The 25,959-nt window shown below is 54.2% G+C and carries 25 protein-coding genes; 7 read left to right on the top strand and 18 right to left on the bottom strand.

Annotation, left to right across the window (positions count from 1 at the left end; all coding sequences use genetic code 11):
- The first annotated feature begins 15 nt into the window (after positions 1-15).
- The gene (locus ACHUEV_RS08135) at positions 16-453 is read left to right on the top strand and encodes a F0F1 ATP synthase subunit epsilon (RefSeq protein WP_394178749.1); all 438 of its coding nucleotides are present in this window, start codon (positions 16-18) and stop codon (positions 451-453) included.
- A gap of 118 nt (positions 454-571) precedes the next feature.
- A complete protein-coding gene (locus tag ACHUEV_RS08130) occupies positions 572-922 on the top strand; it encodes an H-type lectin domain-containing protein (RefSeq protein ID WP_394178747.1) in 351 nt (116 codons plus the stop codon).
- A gap of 40 nt (positions 923-962) precedes the next feature.
- Here the strand turns inward: ACHUEV_RS08130 and ACHUEV_RS08125 are convergent, their stop codons facing one another.
- Entirely contained in the window at positions 963-1,982 is a 1,020-nt protein-coding gene (locus ACHUEV_RS08125) for a ribose-phosphate pyrophosphokinase (RefSeq protein WP_394178745.1), read from the bottom strand.
- A 117-nt stretch (positions 1,983-2,099) separates the two neighbouring features.
- Between ACHUEV_RS08125 and ACHUEV_RS08120 the strand changes: the two genes are divergently transcribed.
- Entirely contained in the window at positions 2,100-2,696 is a 597-nt protein-coding gene (locus ACHUEV_RS08120) for a 2-hydroxychromene-2-carboxylate isomerase (protein WP_394178743.1), read from the top strand.
- Positions 2,697-3,470 (top strand): alpha/beta fold hydrolase, encoded by a 774-nt coding sequence (locus tag ACHUEV_RS08115; protein ID WP_394178741.1) that lies wholly within the window; start codon positions 2,697-2,699, stop codon positions 3,468-3,470.
- On the opposite strand, the gene ACHUEV_RS08110 is transcribed toward ACHUEV_RS08115, so the two are convergent.
- The 6 genes from ACHUEV_RS08110 to ACHUEV_RS08085 form a co-directional block, all read right to left on the bottom strand.
- Positions 3,451-4,497 (bottom strand): threonine aldolase family protein, encoded by a 1,047-nt coding sequence (locus tag ACHUEV_RS08110; RefSeq protein WP_394178739.1) that lies wholly within the window; start codon positions 4,495-4,497, stop codon positions 3,451-3,453. The two genes, ACHUEV_RS08115 and ACHUEV_RS08110, sit on opposite strands and share 20 nt — an antisense overlap.
- Positions 4,498-4,968, bottom strand: coding sequence for a YcgN family cysteine cluster protein (locus tag ACHUEV_RS08105; RefSeq protein ID WP_394178737.1), 471 nt, complete (start codon positions 4,966-4,968; stop codon positions 4,498-4,500).
- Entirely contained in the window at positions 4,958-5,899 is a 942-nt protein-coding gene (locus ACHUEV_RS08100) for a bifunctional riboflavin kinase/FAD synthetase (RefSeq protein ID WP_394178735.1), read from the bottom strand. Before ACHUEV_RS08100 ends, ACHUEV_RS08105 begins: the two co-directional genes overlap by 11 nt.
- Positions 5,900-5,935: 36 nt before the next feature.
- Complete coding sequence (locus ACHUEV_RS08095; protein WP_106358574.1) at positions 5,936-6,379, bottom strand: MaoC family dehydratase; 444 nt, start codon at positions 6,377-6,379, stop codon at positions 5,936-5,938.
- A gap of 90 nt (positions 6,380-6,469) precedes the next feature.
- Positions 6,470-7,345, bottom strand: a complete 876-nt coding sequence (locus ACHUEV_RS08090) for a TIGR01459 family HAD-type hydrolase (protein WP_394178733.1) — start codon at positions 7,343-7,345, stop codon at positions 6,470-6,472.
- A 61-nt stretch (positions 7,346-7,406) separates the two neighbouring features.
- Complete coding sequence (locus ACHUEV_RS08085; RefSeq protein WP_394178731.1) at positions 7,407-8,324, bottom strand: manganese-dependent inorganic pyrophosphatase; 918 nt, start codon at positions 8,322-8,324, stop codon at positions 7,407-7,409.
- A gap of 562 nt (positions 8,325-8,886) precedes the next feature.
- Here ACHUEV_RS08085 and ACHUEV_RS08080 point away from each other — a divergent pair.
- Positions 8,887-9,534 (top strand): DUF2161 domain-containing phosphodiesterase, encoded by a 648-nt coding sequence (locus tag ACHUEV_RS08080; protein ID WP_394178729.1) that lies wholly within the window; start codon positions 8,887-8,889, stop codon positions 9,532-9,534.
- Here the strand turns inward: ACHUEV_RS08080 and ACHUEV_RS08075 are convergent.
- The 8 genes from ACHUEV_RS08075 to ACHUEV_RS08040 form a co-directional block, all read right to left on the bottom strand.
- On the bottom strand, positions 9,531-10,523 hold the full coding sequence (locus ACHUEV_RS08075) for a TraB/GumN family protein (protein ID WP_394178727.1): 993 nt from the start codon (positions 10,521-10,523) through the stop codon (positions 9,531-9,533). The genes ACHUEV_RS08080 and ACHUEV_RS08075 overlap by 4 nt on opposite strands.
- Positions 10,524-10,579: 56 nt before the next feature.
- A complete protein-coding gene (locus tag ACHUEV_RS08070) occupies positions 10,580-10,897 on the bottom strand; it encodes a hypothetical protein (protein WP_394178725.1) in 318 nt (105 codons plus the stop codon).
- Between the two features lie 374 nt (positions 10,898-11,271).
- A complete protein-coding gene (locus ACHUEV_RS08065; protein WP_394178723.1) occupies positions 11,272-11,952 on the bottom strand; it encodes a Crp/Fnr family transcriptional regulator in 681 nt (226 codons plus the stop codon).
- Complete coding sequence (locus ACHUEV_RS08060; RefSeq protein WP_394178721.1) at positions 11,949-14,948, bottom strand: ATP-binding protein; 3,000 nt, start codon at positions 14,946-14,948, stop codon at positions 11,949-11,951. The genes ACHUEV_RS08065 and ACHUEV_RS08060 overlap by 4 nt, the downstream gene beginning before the upstream one ends.
- A gap of 27 nt (positions 14,949-14,975) precedes the next feature.
- Positions 14,976-17,936: an acetoacetate decarboxylase family protein gene (locus ACHUEV_RS08055; RefSeq protein WP_394178719.1), complete on the bottom strand. Its 2,961-nt coding sequence runs from the start codon at positions 17,934-17,936 to the stop codon at positions 14,976-14,978.
- A gap of 162 nt (positions 17,937-18,098) precedes the next feature.
- Positions 18,099-19,121, bottom strand: a complete 1,023-nt coding sequence (locus ACHUEV_RS08050) for a hypothetical protein (RefSeq protein WP_394178717.1) — start codon at positions 19,119-19,121, stop codon at positions 18,099-18,101.
- A 98-nt stretch (positions 19,122-19,219) separates the two neighbouring features.
- Positions 19,220-19,636 carry a phage tail protein gene (locus ACHUEV_RS08045; RefSeq protein ID WP_394178715.1) on the bottom strand — a complete coding sequence of 139 codons (417 nt, stop codon included), beginning with the start codon at positions 19,634-19,636 and terminating at the stop codon, positions 19,220-19,222.
- Positions 19,637-19,783: 147 nt separating this feature from the next.
- A complete protein-coding gene (locus ACHUEV_RS08040) occupies positions 19,784-21,424 on the bottom strand; it encodes an FAD-binding dehydrogenase (protein WP_394178713.1) in 1,641 nt (546 codons plus the stop codon).
- A 426-nt stretch (positions 21,425-21,850) separates the two neighbouring features.
- On the opposite strand from ACHUEV_RS08040, the gene ACHUEV_RS08035 reads away from it, so the two are divergent.
- Positions 21,851-22,039, top strand: a complete 189-nt coding sequence (locus tag ACHUEV_RS08035) for a hypothetical protein (protein ID WP_394178711.1) — start codon at positions 21,851-21,853, stop codon at positions 22,037-22,039.
- A 61-nt stretch (positions 22,040-22,100) separates the two neighbouring features.
- Positions 22,101-23,096, top strand: a complete 996-nt coding sequence (locus ACHUEV_RS08030) for a DUF2125 domain-containing protein (protein ID WP_394178710.1) — start codon at positions 22,101-22,103, stop codon at positions 23,094-23,096.
- 2 nt (positions 23,097-23,098) lie between these two features.
- Here the strand turns inward: ACHUEV_RS08030 and ACHUEV_RS08025 are convergent, their stop codons facing one another.
- Genes ACHUEV_RS08025 through ACHUEV_RS08015 form a run of 3 tightly spaced genes read right to left on the bottom strand, consistent with a single transcriptional unit; the run spans position 23,099 to position 25,928 of the window.
- Positions 23,099-24,088 carry a YcjF family protein gene (locus tag ACHUEV_RS08025; RefSeq protein WP_394178708.1) on the bottom strand — a complete coding sequence of 330 codons (990 nt, stop codon included), beginning with the start codon at positions 24,086-24,088 and terminating at the stop codon, positions 23,099-23,101.
- Positions 24,085-24,519: a GNAT family N-acetyltransferase gene (locus ACHUEV_RS08020; RefSeq protein WP_394178706.1), complete on the bottom strand. Its 435-nt coding sequence runs from the start codon at positions 24,517-24,519 to the stop codon at positions 24,085-24,087. Before ACHUEV_RS08020 ends, ACHUEV_RS08025 begins: the two co-directional genes overlap by 4 nt.
- The gene (locus tag ACHUEV_RS08015) at positions 24,516-25,928 is read right to left on the bottom strand and encodes a YcjX family GTP-binding protein (RefSeq protein WP_394178704.1); all 1,413 of its coding nucleotides are present in this window, start codon (positions 25,926-25,928) and stop codon (positions 24,516-24,518) included. The genes ACHUEV_RS08020 and ACHUEV_RS08015 overlap by 4 nt, the downstream gene beginning before the upstream one ends.
- Positions 25,929-25,959 lie beyond the last annotated feature (31 nt).

The following is a 25,959-nucleotide window of genomic DNA, read 5'->3' as shown; positions in this document are numbered from 1 at the left end:
CTGTAAGGAGCCAACATGGCAAACCTACAATTCGATCTAGTCTCGCCCGAGCGCCGTTTGGCGTCGGTCGAGGCGACCGAGGTCCAAATCCCCGGTGCTGACGGTGACATGACCGCGATGGCTGGCCACGCGCCAACCATCACGACATTGCGCCCAGGTATCTTGCGCGTGACACACGGTGGCACCACTGAAGAATATGTTGTTCTTGGTGGTTTCGCTGAAATCAGCGCGACAAGCGTCTCTGTGCTGGCTGAACAGGCCCTGCACCGTGATGAATTGACCCAAGAAGTCTACGACCAAATGATCGCAGACGCCAAAGAGCTGTACAAAAAGCATGAAGAAGTGTTCGAAAACGAACCTGGTCCTGTCGATGACGCGGCCAAGCTGATTGCTGATATGGTAGCGATTGGATCGCACATCGGTCTGGACCCAAATCAATCTAACTTCGGTTAAGATTACGTAAAGTATTGCTAGAGGCCCCGCTTTGCGGGGCCTTTTTCTATTGCAGGGTCGCAATTTGTGTTGAAAAGTGGAATACAACCACAGGTATTTTAAAAGTTCGCGAACAATAATGCACAGATTAAGTAGTGGAACAGTAGGAATAGACCACGGCGAAGTGGTTCTGTTTTCCGACTTTGAAGACGACGGCGCGATGTGGCGCGGCGAAGGCCCGCGTCAGAGTCGTGCAAAAGTGAAATTCAATACGCCCTACGGATCTGTGCCGCATGTCCAAGTTTCTATGTCTATGTGGGACATATCAAATTCAACGAACACCCGCGCTGACGTGCAGGCAGAGAATATCACCAAAGATGGGTTTGAGATTGTGTTTCGGACTTGGGCCGACACGCAAGTAGCACGCGTGCGCATTGCCTGGACGTCGTTCGGAGAGCTGCCTCACGACGAAGGCTGGGAGCTCTATTAGATAGAGAAAGGGCGCCGAATGAATCGACGCCCTGAATGCTTTAATCCGCAGTGTATAGGCCTTCGTAGATTGGGCCGAGCGTCTTGTGATCGAACAGAGACGACACGGATGTGCCATTCCATGTGTTCAGGATTGCTTGTGCGAACATCGGCGCAGTTGGTACGATGCGGATGTTTGGCGCAGCTTGCACAGCCTCTGTCGCGGCGATCGTGTCGGTGATGACAAGGCTTTTCATCGCTGACTTCGTAATGCGTTCGACGGCCGGGCCAGACAGAACACCATGCGTGATGTACGAGTGAACCTCTTTCGCGCCGTTATCCATCAGAACTTCAGCCGCTTTGCAAAGCGTACCAGCCGTATCAACGATGTCATCGACGATAATACACACGCGGTCTTTGACGTCACCAATGACGGTCATCTCAGCGACCTCGCCGGGTTTGCCTCGGCGTTTGTCGACGATGGACAGTGGTGCGTTGATACGCTGCGCCAGATCGCGGGCACGCGCCACACCACCAACGTCAGGGGAGACGACCATGACGTCATCCATGCAAGACCGGAAGTTATGCATCGCGTCGAGCGCGTAAATTGGTGATGCGTAAAGGTTATCAACTGGGATGTCGAAAAAACCCTGAATCTGCGTTGCGTGCAAATCCAGGGTCAAGATACGTTCTACACCGGCTTCGACCAGCATGTTCGCGACCAGCTTAGCAGTGATCGGCGTGCGGGCCTTGGAACGGCGGTCTTGGCGTGCGTAGCCAAAGTAAGGGATCACTGCGGTGATGCGCGCAGCCGATGAACGCCGCAACGCGTCAGCGATGATCAGCAGTTCCATCAGATTGTCGTTGGCGGGGTTCGATGTTGGCTGGACGATGAACATGTCTTCGCCGCGGACGTTTTCATAAACTTCGACAAAGATTTCGCCGTCATTGAACCGTTCAACACGGGCATCGACAAGTCCGACATCCATGCCGCGGTGCATCGACATCCGGCGAGAGATTGCTTGGGCTAACGGCTGATTGGCATTTCCTGAAATCAGCTTTGGCGCAGTCATAGTTGGCATCAGTAGGGTCCTTTGGCAGAAGGCAGTAACAGAGACGTGACAGATTCGAAGCGTTGACACCGACTAACACAGGGTTACCGTCGCGCAAACAATTCGCGCACCTTAGGAGACTAAAAAATGGCCCATATTGACTACTTCTTTGCAACGATTTCGCCGTTTAGCTACCTATGCGGGACTCGTCCGGCTGAAATCGCGGCCAAGCACGGCGCGACCATCACTTATAAGCCGCTTGATATCATGAGCCTGTTTTCCCGGACCGGTGGCACAGCGCCCAAAGATCGGCACCCCAGCCGCATGGAATACCGTGCACAAGAACTGCGCCGTCAGACCGCCCAGACGGGCATGCCATTGAACCCAAAGCCTGCGTTTTGGCCAACGAATCCTGCGCCATCGTCCTATGCGATCATCGCGGCGCAAAACGAAGGTGGCGACGTTGCTGCGCTCGTCCATGCGATTGGCGCGGCCTGTTGGGCCGAAGATCGCGATATTTCCCAAGATGATGTCATTCGTGACTGTTTGACCAAAGCAGGTTTTGCCCCGGATCTTGCGGACAAACACATGCTGACCAGCGCCGATACCTACGCCAAGAACTTGGAAGAGGCCGTCGCGCGAGGTGCGTTTGGTGCGCCGTTCTTTATTACTGACACGGACGAACGGTTCTGGGGCCAAGATCGTCTTGATGACCTCGATGCATATTTGGCTGGGCGCGGCTAAATGCAAAATATCATGGGGCATGACATTCATGCCGATACGGTCGGAGAGGGTTCTCCGGCACTAGTCTTGCATTGTGCGCTTGGTCGCTCCGAAGCAATGGTGCCGCTGGTCCAACAGCTTGGTTCTCGGGCGACTTTGTTCGATCTGCCCGGTCATGGCCAAAGCGGCAATTGGGACGGGGCAAGCGACTATCAACGGCTGACCACCGATGTTGCTGGCCAGCTGTGTGATGGGCCAACGCATGTGATTGGCCATTCTTTTGGTGCCACCGCCGCGCTTCGGCTTGCCGTGGAACGCCCCGACTTAGTTAACCGTCTAACCTTGATAGAACCCGTCTATTTTGTGGCGGCCAAGGGCACTGACGCTCACGCGGAATTCGCAAAGGGGTTTCGCCCGTTTGTCGCAGCGATGTTGCGTGGGGAGGAAGACGCCGCCGCCAAGATGTTCAATGAAATCTGGGGCGGGATGCCGTGGGATGCGATGTCGGATCGGCGTAGGCAGTACCTGACGGAACGCATTCATTTGGTCGTAGCAGGTGCGGCCGAGATCGAAGAAGACGCGGCTGGGATCACATCAGAACAGCGGCTAGGCGCAGTTGATATACCCGTCACGCTTATCCGTGGTGGTGCGTCGCAGGCTGTCATGGCTGATATTCTCGCCACGCTGGCTACGCGATTACCGAACGCGACTGATCATGTGGTGCCGGGTGCGGGACATATGCTGCCGATGACCCATGCTGATCAGGTTGCCGACATCATCCGTTCAGCAGATTGATGAACTGCTGAACCCCGCCTTCGGTCATCGACCAATCGGTGACCAGACGGCCCGTTAACAGCGCGTCTGGGTCGCCCTCATTGGGATCGCCATTCATTACATAATAGAATGCGCCACCATCCAGCATGCGCTTGTGTTCGCTGCGCGGCATGTCGAAAAAGATAATGTTCGCCTGCGGGTCGTATTGGAGCGTCAGCGCGTTATGCCCGCGAAGCCCTTCGGCCAATTGAGCACAGCGGGCGTTGGCCGCGCGCGCAGTATCTAGCCACAGCCCATCGGTTAGATAGGCCTGCATCTGTGCGGATAGAAAACGATGCTTGGACAGCAGGTGGCCTCCGCGCTTGCGCCGCAGTTCAAATTCCCATGCAAGGTCAGGATCAAAGATCACGCAGGCCTCTACGCCCATCGCACCGTTCTTGGTGCCACCAAAGCTGACGGTGTCGATGCCAGCCTTCCATGTCATTTTTGCAGGGCTACAATCCAGCGCAACCAATGCGTTCGCAAATCTGGCGCCGTCCATATGGGTTTTCATGCCAAAGCCACTGGCGATGTCAGTCAAAGCCTTGATTTCGTCGAGCGTATAGATCGTGCCTTTTTCGGTCACTTGCGTGATCGACAGCGGCCCACGTTGCGGGCCATGGACGCCACGGTTCTGTTCGGCCTCGATCTTGGCGCGCAACACGTCTGGCGACATCTTCGCGTCATCAGTCGGCACGAGCGTTAGCTTTGCTTGTGAATAGAACTCTGGCGCGTTGCATTCGTCTTCTTGGATGTGGGCGACATCGGCACAAAAAATGGTATCCCAAGGTTGGGACATAGTAGCGAGCAGTAGGGCGTTTGCGCTGGTCCCGTTGATGACCAGATAAACGGCGGCTTCTGGGGCCTCGAACACATCTCGCACTTGCTGACGCACGGTGTCCATGATCGTATCCGCGCCATAGCCTGGTGCATAGCCGGTGTTGGCAGCCATGACGGCTTCGATGACTTTTGGGTGCGCAGGACCGGCATTATCGGATGAGAAAAACATCTAGGTAGGTTCCTCTATGACGTGATCTTCCCAGTCGTCTTCGTCGACCTCGAATTCAGGGACGGTCATGCCCTTTACGGACACGCCTGCACGGTGAACCGATTCTGAATCGCCTGTAATCAGCGGATGCCAGTCGTACAGAGGGCGACCTTCATAGATTAGGCGATAGGCACAGGTCTGGGGCAGCCAATACATCGTCTCTTGGATCGTCTTGGGCGTTAAAACGATGCATTCAGGGACGAATTGATGGCGGTTAGGGTAATTACTACAAAGACAGCTTTCGTCGTCCAACAGACGGCAGGCCACGCGTGTCATCACAACCACGCCAGTGTCTTCGTCCTCGAGCTTATTCACGCAGCATTTGCCGCAGCCATCGCACAAGGCTTCCCATTCGGGTTTGTTAAGCTTGTCCATCGGTTTGGTTTCCCAAAACCGGTCCGCTAGACCCGCGCGTGTGATTTCATTCGACATCTTGCAGGATCTTTCGGGCGGTGTCGCAATCAGCATCCATTTGAGCAATCAGCGCGTCTAGCCCATCGAACTTAAGCTCTGGGCGTAGGTATTCGATCAAGGCGACGGATAGGGTCGCGCCGTATAGGTCACCCTTAAAGTCGAAAAGGAAGCTTTCGCAGTTTGGAACTTCGCCATTGAACATGGGGCGCACGCCAATGGATGCGGCGCCATCATATGTACCCGCATGCGGGCCATCTAGGACATCGACCTTCACTGCATAGACGCCAAATTTCGGTGGGTGCAGCCCGGTGATCGACATGTTTGCCGTCGGGAAGCCAAGGTCACGACCACGCTGGTCGCCACGAATGACCTCGCCTTCGATCCGGTGCCAGTGACCTAGCATCGCGGCGGCATCGCGCGGTTTTCCATCGGTCAGCGCCTGACGGATCGCGGTGGAGGACACGTTGGCGGCGTCAACAGTTAGGATCGGCGCGACAGTCACGCCAAAGCCCATTTCTTCACCGAATGCCTGAAGGTCAGCGACCGTGCCAGCACGCCCTTTACCAAAACAAAAGTCAGCGCCAACAACAACGTGCTTTAGGCCCAACCGGTCAGTGATGACAGATTGTGCGAATTCGCGTGGCGTTAGGTTCGCGAGTGCTTCGTTGAACGGAACCTCATACAGCTTTTCGACGCCTAGCTTTTCTAGGCGGTGCGCGCGCGCCTCTGCGTTCATCAGCCGAAACGGATTTGGATCGCGTGAAAAATATGTGCGTGGATGGGGTTCAAACGTCATGACGCCCAATGGCGCATTCGCGGTCTTAGCCGCAGCCCGCGCGAGATCAATGACAGATTGGTGCCCGACATGGACCCCATCAAAGTTGCCAATAGCCGCGGCCGCGCCGCGGTCGCTAGGGTCAATAAATAGGGTGTCTCGGATGATGCGCATGGCCTTGCGTAGCGCGGCCTGAGGGGGGCTGCAACCCTAGTCGAACTTGCGCGACGGAGCGAGAACGGTCGCATCCCCCACCAACACCTTTTTGTCGTTCACAAGGCAGCGGGTATTCATCGTCACCCGGCGTTTTGCGTGATCAATGTCGACGACTTCGACTTCTGCTAGAACCATGTCACCGGGGCGAACCGGCGCAAGGAACTTCAGGCTTTGGCCTAGATATACCGTGCCATGACCGGGAAGTTGTTCACCAATTACGGCTGATACTAGGCCAGCAGTCAGCATCCCATGCGCGATACGCCCGCCAAAGATCGTGTCTTGGGCATAGTCGTCGTCAAGATGCACTGGGTTCCGGTCGGTCGAGACTTCGGCGAATAGCTCAATATCGCGGTCAGTTACGACCTTGCGCAAAGACCGGACCATACCGATCTCGATATCTTCGATACAGATCGTTCCGCGTGGGGCGTTATCTAGCATGTTGCGCTCCATTGAGTAACAAAAAATCCCATATGCCGTTTGGCTTTGAAATTTTATTACTTTGCAAGCGCAGAAAAATCAAGCGTTACGTTAGCGCAAGTGGCCGATAGCGAAGGTGGCGCTGATCTTTTGATCATCCAGATAGGTTTTCAGTGCATCCGGGTCAGGTTGCGTCGTCGTTTTCGTTTCGGCAGCGGCCAATCCGCCTGAAATGAACAACACATCCAAATCTTCTTGAAGAGCGCCCAGTACATCAGTGTGCGGGCCGTCGCCAATCGCGATGACAGACGCGTCAGATGGTACCTTGTTCAACGCGGCTAAACGGCGGCGCGCAAGGTCATAGATGGGTGGGTGGGGTTTACCGAAATACAGGCTCTCTCCGCCCATTTCAGTGTAAAGCTGGGCCAAGGCACCCGCACACCATTCACGAACGTTGCCACGATCAACGACGATATCAGGGTTGGCGCACAGCAGCTTTAGGCCCTTTTGTTTGGCGTAAAGGAAGTCGGCGCGGTTCACAGCAAGGTCGGCCATCGGATCGAACGGGCCGCAGCAAACGATGCCTTCAGCCTGATCCAATGGAACTCGCTCAATGTTAACAGGTTTGTCGATAATCTTGAGAGGTTCAAAAAAGGCATCGTCGCGCGGGCTTTCACCCATGAAGTAGACCTTTTTACCGACGATGCCGCGATACATGGCAGCACGCGCGCTGTCGCCCGATGTTGCAATCGCGTCCCATGCATCCTCTGGAATGCCAAAGTCCAAGATCTGATGCGCAACTGATTCCCAAGGGCGAGGTGAATTGGTGACAAGCACCACAACACCACCCTGCGCGCGATAGGCTTGCATGGCTGCGACTGCGTCTGGCAGGGCCTTAACGCCGTTGTGCATGCAACCCCAAAGGTCAACAAAGGCCGCGTCATACTGGCCCGAGATGTCTGCGAAAGTTTCGATAATCCGGGTCATGGCGCGGCCTTTGATAATTGTAAGGATGGAAAGCCCCGGATCACGTCCGGGGGCAGGCAGTTTAGGCCTTAAGGTTCGGGATGATCTGCTTTTTACGGCTCATGATGCCGGGCAGAACAACGCTGTCACCTTCGACTTTGGCGTCGAATGATTTCTCAGCAACCGTTTTCACAACGTCGTTTGGAATGAACATTGTTGCTTCTTCGTTCAAGATGTCCACGACGAACAATAGAACCTCGTCTACGCCGTCTTCTTTGGCGACTTTCGGCATGGTTTCCATGATGGATGCCTTGCGGTCCAAGATGATCTTGGGCGCTGTGGTTTCCAGAACAGACACACGGAATTTCTTGCCGTCTACGCCGTATTCTTTGCTATCCATGCGCAGCAGTTCCGCGTCAGAGAACGCAGAAACGTCTGATTTTGCTTCGAACATTTCGGATGCATAAGCTTCAAGATCGATCTTCAGATCTTTGGCCAATGCTTCGGCAAGGTCCTTGTCCACAGATGTCGTTGTTGGTGAACGGAACGCCAGCGTGTCGGACAGGATGCAAGACAGCATCAGACCTTTGACGCCTTCTGGCATGTCAGCAGCTTTGTCGCCCATCATCTCGTGCATGATTGTCGCAGTACATGCGAGCGGACGAATTGTGATGTTGATTGGGTTCTTCGTTTCCAGACCACCGGCCAGTTTGTGGTGGTCGATGATTGCCAGAACGTCAGCGTTGTTGATGTTCGCTGGCAGCTCTGCAGGGTTGTTGGTGTCAACGATAACGCAAGACTGATCGTCTTCGACATCTGCGATCACTGCGGGCAGTTCAAAGCCCCAGCGTTTGGCAACAAAAGCGGCTTCGGTGTTTGGAGTGCCAAGCAGGGCTGCTTTGGCTTCGATGCCGGTGTGGTTCAGGAACCATTCCCAGATCAATGGGGAACCGGTGCTGTCTGTGTCAGGTGCTTTGTGGCCGAAAACAAGAGTTGTCATTGCTGTCACTTTCTAAGGGAGAATTTGGCCGTCTTATAGAAGTGTCCAGCCACCCTGTCACCCCATCGCGTTGGTTTGACCGAATATCGGCGGTGTGGTAAATTGACTTACCGAAAAGGAGGAACCTAACAATGGACCAGAACGCTTAACCGCCTCGCCATTCTTGATGGGCACAACCGTCGCCCGACCCTTTTTGAGAGGAACACCCTGACAATGGACATGCTGCAGTAACGCCGTTTTTGGCGTGTCGCTTGGCCGTAATGGCCCCATGATCATTTATCGAAAGGTGCAGATATGCCCCGTAAATCACCTAAACCCCGTAAGCCGGGTCAAAACCCGCTGTCCGCTACAAAAAACCGCCGTGCTGTGCGCCCTGAACCGGTCGGCGTTCGGCAAGGGCGGCCCGTGTCAAACCTACAGCGCCGTGCGCGCATTGATGCGCGACCACCGCGATTTCCCGGTCGTTTAGGCGGCCGATAGAAACCATTCCCCATCGCTGTCATGGCGGTGGGGCTTGCTTGCGTGGCAGATTTCGTTTTGTTTGACCGCGTAGGAGACCAATTTGCGCGAAGCCGATCTATACCCCCCAATCAAAGCCCACCTGCAACGGCAGGGCTATGACGTTAAGGGAGAAGTCGGCGCCGCCGATGTTGTCGCGCGACGTGGCGATGATTTGGTAGTGGTCGAGCTAAAGCTTGGCTTTTCACTGGCATTGTTTCATCAGGGGATCGAACGGCTGCTTGTCACCGATCACGTTTATGTCGCTGTGCCTGCTGGTGGGCGGGCAAAGGCGCTCAAGGCGAATGTGAAACTGGCCCGCCGCGTTGGGCTAGGTGTTATGACCGTCCGCGAGCGTGACGGATTTGTAGAGGTGCTTGCTGATCCGGCGCCTTACACACCCCGAAAATCCAAAAAGAAGCACACCCGTTTGGTGCGCGCCTTTGATCGGTTGCAGGGTGATCCAAATTCGGGCGGAGCAACACGCCATGGAATCGTCACCGGATACCGCCAAGACGCCGTACGCTGCGCACGCTTTCTGGCAATCCATGGCCCATCCAAGGGCGCCAAGGTCAAAGAATGGGCAGAAGTCCCACAAGCCACTCGGATCATGGCGGATGACCACTATGGTTGGTTCGAACGTGTCGAGCGTGGGGTCTATGGCCTAACCAAAGCTGGCCAAAAGGGGCTTGCTGACTTTGGTGACGATTAATCGTCGCGTGTGATGGTCCAGCCTTCGTTCTGCAACAGGCTAAGAATTCCGTTTTCACCGATCAAATGCGCAGCGCCCGAAGCAACAATGATGTTGTCATGTGTGCGGGACGCCTGCGTGATAACAGGAATCCAATTGCGGTTACGTTCATCAAGCATGGCATTTTGGGTTTCGTCAAAGAGTTCAGTAGCAGTCTGTGAATCCAAGGTAGGCAAATCATCCATCGCAATGCGGGACATTTGCCACAGCGTTCCGACGTCCTCTGCAAAATAACGATCAAGCATCGCAACAAAGACCTGCTGCTGAATATCCGGCATCATCAGGCTCATGCGCAAAACCTCTAACTGCTCTTCGAGCGGCTCTTCCTGGAAGATAGAGAATAGGGTGTTGAAGTCCTCAAGCGCTTGCAGCGGTATCCCCTCATTTGTTGCGGCGTCCATAATCATATGGTCGAGCCCACGTTTGCCCGCCATCATGTCATTCATCGCGCAAGGGGGAATGGCCAATACCATTGATGCGTACCAAGGCTGCATTTTCGCCAGCATAAAGCCGGGCACATTCCGTTCAGCCGCAGCCGCAGAGAGCAGCTTCCAGGTTTCTTCATCAAGCATTTCCGGCAGAGTCGGGCCCTCGGTCAGGAAAAGCTGGCCGGGATCTGTTGCCATCAGTTGTTGCAGCGCGGCCTGATCCTCTGGTGTTGCTTCGACAAGAACTAAATCTGCATCAGCAATCGCGTCGTCCAATCGACCAAACAAGGCATCTAGACGCGGATCGTAGATGTGCATCGTGCCGACGATTTTTAGATGCTTTCCGTCTTTGTTGGCATCCCAAATCAATCCCTCAGCAAACGGAATTTCTCCAACAGCCGCTTCCAGACGTTGGTGTTGCTCTGTAGTGATCTGATTAAGGTAGTTATCACCGACACATAGCGCGACGGCGGGCACGCCTAGAAAGGTGAAAACAGCAGTCGCGACAGAACGAAAAAACATCGACATTCCTTTGGGTTGTGACGGCATCAACGTAAGCACTGATCGCCCCGGGTCAATTACCCGGGACGATTTTCCAGTATCATGCGTTGGCCAAGCCGGATCAGCCAACGCCCGACAACATGGCGCAGGTTCCGCTGCGGCTGCGGTACAATTTGCAGCCGTGGCCGTGCTGCAATCATCTTGCCGCTGGGCAGCCGGATCAATTGCAAGTGCTCTTCCGTCTTTGGCAAAAAAGGTACGGGCGGCCAGCCGCTGGCCACAGGAGTCATCTGCAACTGCTCAGGGTTCGTGCGGCGTTTGAGTGGCCGCTCGGTATATGGCTGATGAATATCGGTGCCGACCTTGTGGTCGACGATAAAAAACGGGGGATGCATCTGCTATCCGATCTACGAATCTTAAGTATATTTGGAGAAAATTGCGCTGGGCCAATGGCACAGCTGCACTGCTAAGCTGGGTTACCAGCTAAGATGGATGATGTCCTTTCGTTCCATAAGCAGTCTCCTTGATTCGTAGTCTTGTAGTGGTTGTGTAGCCCAAGCACCTGCTTAGACCAAAGCGTTTTTTTAAGAAAAAGCGCGGTGTGATATTTACCCAAATACGGTGGGGTAGAGTAGGATGAAAGCGACGATCAATCCAACAACGCCTTCGGGTCCGAACATGCTAAATAGTCTCATGGTTATGGCCTATTCAAAATTGTTAGTTTCTCTCTAACAGTAATCGCTACAAAGGTTTGTGCGCTAAGGCACAGTTAGTTCAGTTCTTCGGACAGCGCTTCGGGGTCACGAATTTCTATGCGCTGCCGCGATGATCTTATCACCCCACGCTTGGATAGTTTGCTGATGGATCGGCTGACCATTTCGCGGTTTGCACCGATGGTTCCTGCGATCTCTGCGTGGGTTGGCGCGTTTTCAATCACAGCGCCTGCAGATAGCTTACCATGTTCAGCGGCCAAACGGAACAAATATGTCCCTACGCGTTGTTCTACCGAAAGCGTCGTCATTTCCATGTTGCGTTCGGTCAAAGTGCGGATACGTCCAACAAGCTGCCGCGTGATCCGGTCACGAATGACAGGGATTTCATTGAAGAGCCGCAGGAAACTTTCGCGTTTAAGGATTAGCACCTTTGCTTCGGTCTTGGCGACTGCAGCCAAAGAACGGTTCGAGCCGTCCAACGCAGCAAGTTCACCAAAATGTGCGCCGATCGGAAATCGAGAGAATACGATCTCGCGCCCTTCATTCGTCCAGTAAACCGCGAGCAGCGAACCAGAGAGCAGAAAGTATAGATCGGATGAGTCATCGTCTTGATCAAAGATCGTCTGCCAGGCTTCGAACGACTTTTCGCTAAGGCCCAATGGAATGTCATCAAGGTCCGCGGGCGTTACACCCTCGAATAGTGGAAGATTAAGCGCCAGAAGTTCGTCTGTATTCATGCGTCGATTAATATCTGTTTCGCGGCGATGACTTCGGGCGGGGTCGCGTGTGGATGGAACAAATCGACCGCACGGGCGAGATCCGCTTTGCTGATTAGTCCTGCGTCAAGTTGATCAAGCCGCGTACGGATGAGCCACAAACGCGCGTTTTGCGACTGTGCAACCGACACGGATTGTTCAAGTGCTGAGGCTGCTGCATCGGGCTGCCCGGCCATCTGGCAAACTTTTGCATGCAGGCGCAGAACTTCGGCAAACCAGCAGTTCAACCCGCTTGCTCTGTTTTCGGTCACCGCAGACAGTGATTCCTGAAGTGCCGCGTCGAATTGGCCGTGCTTTGCTAAGGCGACAGCATAATGTGCCCTGAAATAGGGTAGACCGATGCGTGCACCGATGAGGTCGTGTGTGCTGATAACTTGACCAAAAGCTGCCAACCCTTCGGGGGTGTCGCTTTGGCTTGGGTCCATGACATTTAGCCACGCCGCACCCGTGACCTGCCAGAATGCAGCGTCTTGTTCAGTCGCCGCCGCAATTCCTTCGATTACGCGCGCAACGGCGGTTTCCACATCACCGGCGTAGAACAAGGGCACGGACCCCCAGATCAGGGCATAGGGCCGCATGACTGGAATGTTCAGTAATTCTTGATGCGCGTCGGCTTCGGCAACAAGGTCGGGGATCAAATGCGCATCCCCATAGATCGATTGCCCAACGCTATCGAACATCTGCGTCGCAGCGAATGTGTCGACGCCGTATTTCGTAATCATCGCACCGTGTTTGGTGATGTCGTAGATTTCGCGGAGTTTTGCAGTCTCAACAAACAGCTTTTCAAAGTTGCCGCTATAACAATGCAAGCAGGCTTCGACGTTCAAAGAGGCAAGCTGCACCTCATTGTCGGTTTCAGCTGCGGGAACACGCGACGCGGTTTCCAATAGTAGTTCGCTAAATTTGTCAGAGCCTGCTTTGTCCCCGGACACAACTGCGTGCGAGAAGCTGCCATAAAATGCGGGGCCGTTCGCCGCGGAGTGACGGTGTTGGGTCGCTGCAAGCTTAACGACTGTGTCGAATGCTTCTTTGACGTTTGGCGCGTTATAGCCGCCCATTTGTACGCGAATTGAGCCAAGCGCTGTATGGCATGCGATTTCAAGATCGGTGGTATCCACATCGTCCGGGGCTTGTGCGCAGAGCGCAATCGCGGCGAGGATATGCGCCTCGGCATCTTCAAACGCACCTTGGAACAGCGCCCATTGGCTGACCGCAAGATAGCTTTGGATCGCGGGCACGTGTTGCTGTGCAAGACTTAGGTGGTTGGTCAACAATGCCGGGTCACGGCGTACGGCGTCCGCGTGTTTGTCTTGCAGGTAAGCGGCGATCTGGCTGTGATAATCGACGCGGGTCCGGCGCAGCATTCCTTGATACGCAGCTTGATGTAAAAGCGCGTGTGAAAACGTCCAACCTTCCTCGGACACTTCTTGAAGCACACCGCGCGCGCAGGCTTTTTTAAGGTGGGTTTCCAAAGGTCCAAGGTCGGCTGCGATAGAGCGCAGCATTTCCATGCTAAAGCTACGGCCAATGATCGATGCGCACTGCAAGACTGGCTTTGAAGAACCGGTCGCGTCGATTTGGTCCGCGAGCAGATCCATCAATGTTCCCGGCACACCGTCATTCGCCGCATCGCCCGCGACGGAGCGTTGGAATAGTTGCTCAAGGAACAGCGGAATACCGGCGGCTTTTTCGATTAGCTCTTCGCGATTGCTTGCCTGCGTTTTCCCCCGTGCCAATGCATCCAACATGCTAGAGGCATCAGCATTATCCAACACATCGAGCGGGATCATCGTGATAGGCAGGCTATCCAGATATTTGCCGATTTTTGTGTCTTCTCGGCTTGTCATCAAAATCTGATAGCGGGCGGCGCTCGGACTTTGCAGGATGTTTACCAGCACGCCAAAGCTGGCGTTGTCGAGCCAGTGAAGATCCTCAACAATAAGCAATCCGTCAGGCTGAATAGCTTGGATAGCCTGCCAAATGCTGTCTTCGATCAGGGCTTTCAACGCGACATTCGACTTTTCCGCCAACAGGCGCTGGCCTTCTGGTAGGCCAAGCACAAGCGCAAGTGCTCGCTGTGCGTCAATAGCAAGGCCAGTTGGTTCAAAACAGCTTTGGATATCCGCAAAATCCGGCAGCGTTTTGCGCGTCTGGGATACGATCCAATCTTTGAAGGGCTGATAGCTTGCTCGCGTATGGACGCCGTCAGCGCCGAACACGACAGGGCGTGGCGCGGTTTGGGCAACATGACGACAAAGCGCGGTTTTGCCGATACCTGCCGGGCCAATAATCAGGCTTGGCTGGCTACTGTTTTCAATGCGACCTAGTTCTGCTTTTCGGCCCACAAAGAACGCTTGGGGCATGTCATTTGCCGGCACTATTTGCGGAATAGGCTGAAATAGGGTCTGTTTTTCCGAAAAACCCTTTAGCTTTTGATCTGGCACGGGCGTAACTGCGATTGCCCCGCGCAGTAGTTCTTTGGTGCTTTCCGCAATCATGACTGTGCCGGGGGTGGCGCGTTCTTGGATACGTTGAGCTAGTGTTGTCACCATTCCCGTCGCACGTGGCAGGTTGCCTGCATTTGATGCACGAACGGCGACTTCGCCCGTCGCCACGCCTGCACGTAACTGGACTTCTAGGCTGCCTTTATATGCTGCGTTGATGTCGGAAACTGCGCTTAGCGCCGCATTGACGGCCTTGGGTGCGGCCAGTTCGTCGGCGCGATCTAGGCCAAAAAGGGCAACAACACCGTCACCCAAATATTCGGTGACTTCGCCGTCGTGTTTCTCAACGATTTCTTTAGACTGGGCATAGAATTCTTCGAGCCATTGCTCGAGGTCTTCGGCGTCTGCTGTACTTGCTATGTTGCTAAATCCAACAACATCGATGAATACTGCAGTGATCTGTTTTCGTTCGCCCCTGCCGCGGGTGGCAGGGGGTATTTTTGGCTGGTTCATACCGCGCTCCCATGCCCCCAAAGAGCACTATAAGCGGTTTTTTGCTGCTTCCAAGCGTGCAATGCGGCCACTGTCGAAAGGGTTTGACAATGTCCAGCTCGTCCATATGCGAAACGCACCCGGCAAGGATGAGTGATGATTTTTCGATTCGCTTTTTAATTGAATCGGCTGTGCGATCATTCGACCCGCCGGTAGGTTCGCTTCGTGCGAATTTTGGACTTCAATCTGGGCATGTACACCCGCTGCTTGGGCAGATGTAAGTCCGAAATCGAGATTGGAAAATTGCCAATTTCCCCATTGATTCTGTGTTACAACCACCTGATTGACGAGGCGCGACACCTCTCCAAAGGATCCGTATTCGGTAAGCGCACGTGGGACGTCACGTTGTGCGTATTTGCCCGACCAAACCGGAGAGCCATATTCGGATTCAACGGTGTAGTGATTGTTTCCCATCGTCAGTTTGCCGAACTTCTTATTGTAACCATAAAACCACACTCCAGCGAGCTGCGGCAGCTTGCTGTTTAGATAGAGATTAGGAAGATAAGCAAAAACGCCGTCGTGCCCGCTTATTTGGACGTCATTGATAGCTATGATTGCTTCGTTGTAATTTCGGAACCCAAATAGACGCGGAACAACTGTTGGGCGCACGCCAATTTGTTGGTTCGCTAAGATTGAAACAGGGTGGGTACCTTCAGGCGTGGTGACCTGCGGATGAAGGGTCATTCCTTCTGGCAGCACCGCTTGAAGTGCTGCGGAATCGACCGCGTGAAAACTAAAGAAACCGTCTAATTCCCCGACGCCAAAGAACGGGGTTAGCGGCCAATTCGCGCTTTGGGCATAGGGGCTGGCCAGCCGGGTCGCATCGCCTGGGCCGTCATCCATCGCAAGGTCGCCTTCGCCGATGATTTCGATGTCGGCACCTGTTAGACCGCGAGCCGCGCCAAGGCCTGAAATGGTCGCCGCTTCGACGCAACCAGCGTTGATCCCGCAGCGCGTCCAGTCACCCGCGACATATAGGTTTTCAAACCCTGTGCCGTCTGGTGGTAGGCGGTATTGTACGCTTCCGGGTACGGACAAAACATAACGTTCTGAGCCATAAAAGTTTTCGCGAAAATACTGCGCCTCAAACTTTTCAGCGCCGGTTTGTCCCTTTTCAGAGTGCAGCAGGCTCAGATCAAACTTGCCGTTCTTTTCGGCCTTCGGCCACATTTGCAGCAACGCTTTATCGGCCCATTCCTGAACACGGTCTTTGAACGGAATAGGGTCTACACCAGCGTCTTTTGCCGGGCTGCAGAAATAGGCGATTGAGGCAGGGGCGGGGTCTTTCCAATCCTCGCGCCCGATCAGATCAGACATATCGGCCCAAGTATCTAGTGGTTCTTTAAAGCTGGTGATGACAGTTTTAAGGTCAGCGGGAATCTCACCCATATTGTGCTTTGCCACGACGTCGTTCCAACCCAGATCGGCCGCAGATTTATCGACCCAAAACTGCGCGGCGTTTGTTGCGACTGTTTGAACCTTTTCCAGCATAAGCTGCCAGCGGTTGCTTGCCGCAGACAATTCTGTCGCCATGTAGGGCAGGGATCCCAAGGATGCACCAAGGATGATTTCATCAAAGTCGACGCCGCGTCTTAGGCTGTATGGGGTTCCTGTCGGGGCCTCTTTTTCGCATTCAAAATCTATCCCTGATTTCTTGAGCTTTGTTCCATCCTTTAGCTGATCCCAAAGCGGCTCTGATGGCCAACAGGGTAGGTCTTTTACAGTCACAAACGGGTCGTAATCGTCGCCCTTCAATGCCGCCTGTTCGACCATATCGATACGGTTGATATATGATTTAGTGTGATCCAGCGCCAAATTGGTCGCGGCGTTAAAGAATTTGAATTTTACGCCACGGTGTTTCAGCACCTGATAGTAGGGACCAAAGATCGTATCGCCCATCCCTGCCATCATCTTGAAAAACAGCGACCCCTTATAGGTAAATGCGAGCCGCAAAAGACCCCGGATTGCAGTGCCAGCACCAACACTGCGGTGCTCAGTCATGCCACCAGGGTATCCAAACACATAGTCATAGCAGCCACGAAAAACCGCAGAATAGACAGCGTCGTGGCTTGCGCCATAGTCAAGCAACCATTGGCTAATCTCGTGATTGTCGATGGCGTCAAAGCCATGCAGAAATAGGCCGTTATCGATGGTCCCGCGAAAGAATGCGATGGACAGGTCAATGATGTATTTCAGGCGTCGGGCCTCGTCGGACAATACGCCGTTGACCTGTTCGTGTGTTGCGATCCAGCTTTGGGAATGGCGCGCCATGTCGGCCAAGACCATTAGGTCGCTTTGGCTATGGTGGCGGGCTTTGTTGGGCATGGCTTGCGTGAACTCAAGCATATGATGCAGCGGAGATTCGTCTTGAACGGCCAGCCCTTTGCGTCTTAGGGCCGGGTGAAAACGATCTGGCATGGTATGCAGATCATTGTTTTCAGTTTCGGCCATTACCTTTTCAGTGAAATTGACAACGGCCTCGAGCAGTTCTTGAAAATATTCAAATGGAGATGGCAGAACGCCCCCGGTGCCGGGAATGCCATCGTTGGGCTCGAACTCGATCAGCCAAGGATGGATATTCGTCTTGCCGTCTGTTTCGATCTCCTCGGCAAGCAAAAAACGATTCAAGCCGGTAAAGGCCTTGTTAAGTGTGCCAAGCGGCGCGTCTGGGCTGCGTAGCCCGGATTTATTCAGTTGATCGTAGCAGTCCCGCATGAGGCGGAAGCCGTTCTCATAAAACCCAGCCCAAATGTGTAAACCATGTTCTTCGATGCGGCCTGCGTGGTTCATATTCCGACCGCTTGCGCCTTTACCACCTAGGCGCCAACCCAGTTGGTATAAGGTTATGTCGTATTCATTCTGCCAATTTGGCAGCTGCGTAATCGCGTAAGCAGACGTAATCGCACCGACACCGCCACCAATGATGGCAATTTTCTTCTTTCTAGACATGCATAATCTCCCGATAAAAATTGGAGTTGGCTAAATTTTTGCCTGCGCAGCCTGAATACGAAGGCGATTCTATAAAAATAAAGGATGCACTAAGGTGCATCGTACATGTGAAAAGACCGCCGAAAATGCGACGGTCTTTGTGCGTTTGTGCGTCCTGCGAACTTATTCGCCGGTGATCCAAGGCGCTGCGACATTGATAGACAGGGTTGGCGCAGCGTTTTGCCGGGCTGTCATAGTGAAGTTGCCGTGATGGGTGGTTCCAACGGGGGCAACGGGCAGGTGTTCGATTAGGCTCGTGTAAGTCGGAAGCTTATTCCCCCCGCACGCACGGACACGTTTTTCAATAGTGTAGTCGTCTTTGAAAAGCTCTTTTGAATTGAACGACAGCGCTAGCACCGGCAGGTTGCCGTTGTCGTCGATTGTATAGCTAAACCCGAGTTTGCTGGTAGGGAGGTCGATCCGTGGCGGTCCGTCTGTCATGCCGTCAATCGACATGGACAGAACATCCGGCGACACCTGAGCAGGCAAGCATAGCGCGGGAAGAATTGTCCGCTTTACGTTGTCGGCTTCGCAGTGGATCGTCATTCGTTTTGTTTGCGTATCGTAGGCGACCATCGTTGCACGTGCCGATGGGCCGTAGTCTTGCAGGATCGGTGTAAAGGGCGTTTCCGCGACGAGCGCAGATAGATCGGAAGCCGCCTCAGGGATTTCAGCGTACAAGACGGTGTGAAGCTTCTTGCCGTCGTGCCGCAGCCCGAGGCGCGCGCCGTATTCTAGGTCTGCTGACCCTTGTGCCGCACTTATCACATCACGAAATGCCGTGCTGGGGGCATTGCCGCCAATCATTTTGATGATCTCACAAACCCGGGCAAAGCGGGTTGCCGGATCGTTTTTGGGGTCTTCGACCTCAGTCGTTAGGGCAAGCGCGTCATCGCCTGTCGAAAATACAACCGCAATCGGGGAACCTGTGTCAGTCAGAGTGCTGGGTTGCCACTGGGCCCATCCGCCGGGGTCCATAACACCGATGTCATGCAGAACCCTTTCGAGCGCATCACCAGCACGACCGTGGCGGCGCAAATACCAACACCATTCCAGATCGCTACGTGCGGGGATCGCGGGGGCTAAGTTGAACATGATGCAGGCCTCTTGCGCTGGGTATCCGACACATGAGTCGGAAAATGTCATGCACTTAGCCTAGCGCTGCGGACATCCTTTCAATTGTGCGAAAGGACACATAGCGGGGGCAGATTTTACTAAAAATTCAGTAGCTTACAACCATTGGTTTAGTTGCGGCTTGGGAACGCGCCCTTTAGCGCGATTATGTAATTCGTACACAACGTCGGCTGCATATTGTCGTCTGCCGCAATTACACTGCCTACATTTGGCGCGCTATTGGAAAGTGGAATCGATGGCTGTAGCGCGGGTCGTTCTGCAGAATTTGTTGTAGCGCGTTCAGAACCCGTTTGTTCGCCAATCTTCCGCGGCGTCAGCCCGGGGCCCTGACCTGCGTGCATCGGAACGCGACCTCGTAGGTCAGGCAAACGGAATGAAGAATACCCATCGCCCCCATATGTCGTTCCGAGAATCGCAAAGAGAGCCTCGTTCGATGATATTTCCAAAAGTTGTCCGTCACAAAACGCCCAACCGCGCGGTGCAAAGTTTCCGCTAAAGAGGACAATCTGTCCCAACAAAGGTTCCATAAGAATCCATGACTCCGGTCCGATATGCGCAATTTCAACGGGCGCACGTCTTTGCAGTCTGCGATGCTTATCGTGAAAGTCAGTGACTTTTCGCACAGAGGAAACGTATTCGGTCAAACACCGTCGGGTCACCCTAGAGTAACGCGATTATCCTGCCGCGCGGCCAGCCCGTCGGCCTGAGTGAATGCAGCCACCCAAGAACGTACCCTCAAGCGCGTTATTGCCGTGATACCCACCACCGCCAAAGCCCGCCGCCTCGCCTGCAGCATATAGCCCGTCGATAATTTTGCCGCCCGGCGCAAAGACCCGTGCGTCCAGATCAGTGTGCAATCCGCCAAGCGTCTTGCGCGTCACGACATGAAGTTTGACCGCGATTAATGGGCCTTTGGTGGGATCAAGGATCTTGTGCGGTTTGGCTGTTCGCAACAGTTTGTCGCCCAGATAGTTTCGGGCGGTATGAATGGCCGAAATCTGTGCGTCCTTGGTGAAGCGGTTATCAATCTGTGCGTCACGCGCTTCGACCTGTGCGCGAAGCCTTTCAGGGTTAATCTTATAGTCACCTATCCGATTCATTCCGGCGACAAGGGTTTCAAAATCGTCAGCCACAACAAAATCTGCGCCATGTTCTTTGAATGCCTCAACTGCGGGCGTTGCGCCTTTGCCTAGCCGCGCGCGCAATACTTCAACCCATTTCGCGCTTGTTAGATCAGGGTTTTGTTCAGACCCAGATAGGGCGAATTCTTTTTCGATGATTTTCTGAGTCAGTACAAACCAGCTGTGGTCGTGACCTCGTTTGCAGATTTCGTGAAGTGTGCTCATGGTGTCGAAGCCCGGCAAGCAGGGCGCGGGCAGGCGTTCACCTGTCGCGTCGAACCACATTGATGACGGGCCAGGCAGAATGCGAATGCCGTGATTTGGCCAGATCGGATCCCAGTTTTGTAGCCCCTCTGTATAGTGCCACATACGATCGGTGTTGATCAGTTCCGCGCCGGCCGCTTGTGCGGCCTCTAGCATTAGACCATCGACATGTGCGGGTACGCCTGACACCATCTTACTGGGCAGCGCGCCGTATTTTTGAGCATTCCAATTTCGGCGAACCAGATCAAAGTTACCGCCGATCCCGCCGGAGGTGATGATCACCTGCTCTGCGCGGATATCGAAATCGCCGACGATATCACGGTTCGTTTTCGCGCCGCGAACGGCATCATCAGGCGCGAGGATATCGCCGCTAATCCCCCGGATTTTACCATCTGCAATATCTAGATCGGTGACACGGTGACGGAACCCAAATTTCAATTTTCCGGCTTGCTCTGCTGCCAAGATGCGTTCGACAAACGGCTTCAACACGCCGGGGCCTGTTCCCCAAGTTACGTGAAACCGGGGTATTGAGTTTCCGTGCCCGTCGGCAAGGGAACCGCCGCGCTCGGCCCAGCCCACGACTGGAAACCACCTCATCCCCAAGTTGTGCAGCCATGGGCGCATGTCTTGCGATGCAAACTTTAGATATGACTTAGCCCATTCGCGCGGCCAATGATCTTCGGGACGATCAAATTGCGCAGACCCCATCCAATCGTTCGTTGCCAATGCAAGACTGTCACGTACGCGCATGCGTCGTTGTTCAGGGGTGTCGATCATCAGCAGGCCACCAAGCGACCAAAAGGCCTGACCGCCTAGGTTTTGGCGACCCTCTTGATCTAAGATGGTCACTGATTTGCCGCGCTCTATCAATTCATTTGCTGCAACAAGCCCGGCAAGGCCGCCGCCAATTATTACGACATCTGCTTGCATTTTCCGATTTCTCCCCGTGTCCCAAGCCATCTTAGGCTGGTACGGGTAGGGCGTGTCAAAGGGTGGTGTGTCTTCCGTGGCGTTATCTTGCTTTTAACCAAACCGAGAATCTGGTTGCGAAAAACGCAATACACGTATAGGGTGAGTGCACGTTAACACATACCGCCCTGCGTGTGCGAATCTGTTGCAAAAGTGCAGCAGCTTTGCGTGGGAATACCCGATGCCGACTGAGATAATTTTAACTAGTGTACTGAATTTGAAGCAAAAATTCACAAAATGATGGCAATTCGAGGCCGCACTGTCGCAAGATTGGTGCGTAAATCTCGATTAACCCATTGTTTTTGAGTGTTTGTTTACGCAATCATCAGAGTGTTAATGGTTCATTAACACATGCGCGAAGGTCATCGGGGCCTTCTGGGAAAGGGCATGAAAATGGCGAGCGAACGGAAAATGGGACAGCATTTAGAATTACTTAACGGCGAACCAGTGGATCTCGGGGCCGATTCTGTAGACACTTATGCAGAAGATGAGGCCGGCACTGACAATCGTTTTCAAGATGTAGACGATATTCTTGATCGCCTCACTGTGAATACAAAGGCTGTTGAGAAGAAGTAGCGCTCGCGCCTTCTAAGAACAATCGCTAAGTTGCGCGCAAATTATCAGCGCGAGGCAACGCATGCGGCGTTTAACTTTCTTAGTCTTATTCATTGCCGCGGCCTATAGTGCCTATTGGTTCATCGGATCACGCGCCGTAGAAAACGGCACAGATTCAATGATCGCCCAAGCCAGATCCGATGGCTGGGATTTATCTTATACAACCTTAAATACGACTGGTTTCCCGTCACGGTTTGATACGACCGTAACGGATTTATCTGTCTCGCCTCTGGGCGAAGGATGGCAATGGAGCGCGCCGTTTTTGCAGGTTTTTGCGCTTAGCTATCAGCCGAATCGCCTCATCGCGGCCTTTCCGAATGAACAATCGGTACGAATCGGTGGCCAAGTCATCGACGTCGAAAGCGACAGCCTGCGCGCCAGCGCTGGCGTTTCGGCCAACTCTGCCCTTAGCTTTGATGATGCAACGGTCGAGGTCGGTGCCTTAACGGCCCAATCTGATTTTGGCTGGGCCGTGACTTTGGATCGTGCGCTAGGTGCGTTTCGAACGCAGCCTGCCGCAGAGAATCGCTATGACGCGTATTTCGAAATTGATGGGATAACGCTGCCCGCAGACGTGGCAAGGCAGATCGATCCATCTGGCACTTTGGGGCCTGTGATTACGAATACGGTTCTGGATAGTGCAATAACGTTTGATCAGCCATTGGATCGTCACGTTTTTGATGGCGTCGGTGCACTGCCGCTTGCGAAAAATTTCACGCTTCGGAATTTTACGTTGCACTGGGGGCAGGTCACTGTCCGTGCACAGGGTGGTTTTGATATTGATGCGCAGGGCATTCCTGACGGTCGCATCACGTTCCGGTCCGAACAATGGCGCGAGATGATCGAAATGATGGTCGCCGCTGGAGTGATAGATCCCAGTATTGAACCGACGGTGATGAACATTGCCTCTGCTATGGCGCTAGGTGGTGGAGCGTTGGAACTACCTTTGGTGTTTAAGGGCGGTGCGATGTCGATTGGTCCGCTTCCGATTGGACCCGCGCCGCGATTTTGGCAATAAGGCTAGCCGTTACTAAACAATCCAGTGAGTGCTCGGCGTACAAGCGCAGTGACCGATGGCCGTTTTGACGTATGAAACGGTAGTGGACGGCACACCTCAATCGCAGCGACGCCAACGCGCGCAGTTAGCGCACCGTTTACGACGCCTTCGCCGAATCGGCGTGATACTTTGGATAGAACACCGCCACCTGCGACGGATCCAATCAGGTCGTCGCCCACTGCAACGGCACCAGTCGCAACAAGGTGTGTCAGAACAGACCGCGTCAGCCTCCAACTGCCAAGCGTGCCTGCGCGTCCGCCATAGATTTCGGCGATCCGACGGATCATGCGCAGGTTCGAAGTAAGTGCGGTGAATAAATCAGCCAAGGCAAGCGGAACGATGGCGGTGACTGTGGCAACTTGGCGTGCGGCCGCTTCGACCTCGCGTTGCGCGCGCGCGTCGAGCGGGGCAAGCAAACTGTTTTCGGCCAACCCGATTAAGCCATCCGCATCAAGCACATCGTTGCTACGTGATTTAAGCTCTGACCGTCCCCATGATGTGTCATCGCGGTGGGCATAGAGTTTATCAAGCGCCGAAACGACAGAACGCGCCGACTTTAGGTCGCCACTGTTCAGCGCATCTGTTGCCTGTCGTTGGATCGTGTCCAGCCGTTTTAACCGCCCAAATGCGGCAAGCTCTCGCAATGCAACAATCGCCAAGACTAGGATCAAAAGGCCAATCAATGCAGTGGCGATTCCACCTAAGATTGGGGATCGGGCCAGCAGCCCATTCACATAGTCCCAAGCGGCGAGCGATACGACAAAGCCAACAAGCGAAACGGCGATTGACCAGAACCAACGCGCAAGTCGCGATGGCTTGCGGGCTGCTATCGCCGCGACCTGTTGCATCGCTGCCCCTTGTGGGGTTGTCACAAGATCAGGGACCGGCGGCGCTGTGTCAGGCTTGGCCGTTTCGGTTTCATCAAGGTCGATCAGGACGGGGCCGTTTGTCATTTTGTCATGCTCCATACGTAGCGGACATCGGGCAGGTGTTCCTCATTCCCGGCCCCATCAGTGAACCGTTCAGGATGAAAATCGTGACGTTCGTAAAAGCGGCGTGCGCGGATGTTGGCTTGAAAACACCAAAGTGCCAACATGTCATTCCGTGATTTCATTTCGTCCAACAACGCACGTCCAATACCTCGCCCACGTACACCTGGGGCAACATAGAGTTGATGAATATCTGATCCCGTCCGTGCAATAAATCCTTGCACACCGTCGTCGTCCGCGACCAAGACGTCTTGGGTTGCCACCACCCGGCTGATGAACGCCTGATCTTCTTCTTTCGTGTGAAGTGCTGGGATGTAAGGCGTTTCTTCGCACCAATTCCCCATAATTTGCGCGATTGCTTCGACATCGGTCGCCACTGCTGGACGGAGCTTCATAGCCTGTCTCCCAACAAGAATTGAACGGCCTTATCGAGCCGAATATGTGGTGGCCCATCACCGGGGCGTAGGGTCAGTGGGGCAGGGGCGAATCGCATTACGCTGTAATCTGCGTCTAGCCATTTTTCGGCGCCAGAACGTGCAGGTGACAGTAGGTGTGCAGGGTCCTCTGGCAGTTTTCCGGGATAAAACGCGGCCTGTTTCCCGGTATCAAGTAGACGCCCCCGCACGACATCCAATTGTTTGCCAGCGTGATCGACGGTGTCTTCGACCGTGGTCCGTAAAGATGCGATAGACATGGCCGCGGTCTTTGCACCCGCGAAATCCGCTCGGTCACGGGCGTCGCGCAGCAAGGCCTCAGTAATCGCGGTAAGCTGCGGGTGCTGACTGTGGTGCAGGTGGTCTGCCTTGGTCGCCGCGAATAGGATTTTTTCAACACGGCGTCCTTGGAAAATCCGCGTCAGGAACGCGTTTCGACCGGGTCGAAATGCGCTAAGGATGCCGGCCATCGTACCGCGCAGATCGTCAAGCGCAGCAGGGCCAGCGTGGATCGCACCCAGAACGTCAACCAGCACAATTTGGCGATCAATCTTGGCAAAGTGATCCCGAAAGAAAGGGCGCACGATGTTGCGCTTATAGCTTTCAAAACGACGCTCAAATTCGCGGCCCAGCGATTTCCTTGAAAAGCCGCTTCCGGGGAGCGGGGCGAACGTCAAAACGGGTGATCCAGCCAGTTCACCCGGCAACATGAACCGTCCCGGGGTGCAGTCTGAAAATCCCGCCGCGCGGCTTTCGTTGAGATGGGTCGTAAAGACCTCGGCAAGTTGTAGGGCTGTAGGTTCATCAAGCGAAGCATTTGCGTCGGTATCATTACAAAGTTGTAAATAGCTGTCGCCTCCCGGTCGGCCTGCGGCGCGAGCAAGGGCAGCGGCGGACCATTCCTCATAGGATTGATCTAGCAATGCCAAATCAAGCAACCATTCTCCCGGATAATCAACAATATCAATATGTACAGTCCGTGGACCGGATAAGCCGGACAACAGCCCGCTAGGTTGAACGCGCAGCGATAGGCGTAGTTCACTAATCCGATTGGTGCTTTCGGGCCATTTGGGTTCCGGTGCCGTCAGGCACCCCAAATGCGTTTCATAGGCAAAGCGAGGAATGGTATCGTCGGGTTGAGGTTGCAGGTAGGCCGTTTGAATACTGCCGTTCGCAGCGGCAGCCAGTTGCGGCATACGCCCGCGATCCATCAAGTTTGCGACCAGCGATGTGATAAACACAGTCTTGCCCGCGCGTGAGAGTCCAGTCACACCAAGGCGGATCACCGGATCAGCGAACGGAGATGTCAGCGTATCAGTCACTTCGGCCGCGGCACGTGTAATCTGATCTGCGATAGTTGCGATAACCAATTGCGGCCCTTTCGATGCTTGTCATCAAGAT

This window comes from Yoonia maritima (assembly GCF_043641945.1).
Taxonomy (GTDB): Bacteria; Pseudomonadota; Alphaproteobacteria; order Rhodobacterales; family Rhodobacteraceae; genus Yoonia; species Yoonia maritima_B.
The sequence above is the reverse complement of the archived record's forward strand: the minus strand, read 5'-3'. Positions and strand labels throughout refer to the sequence as shown.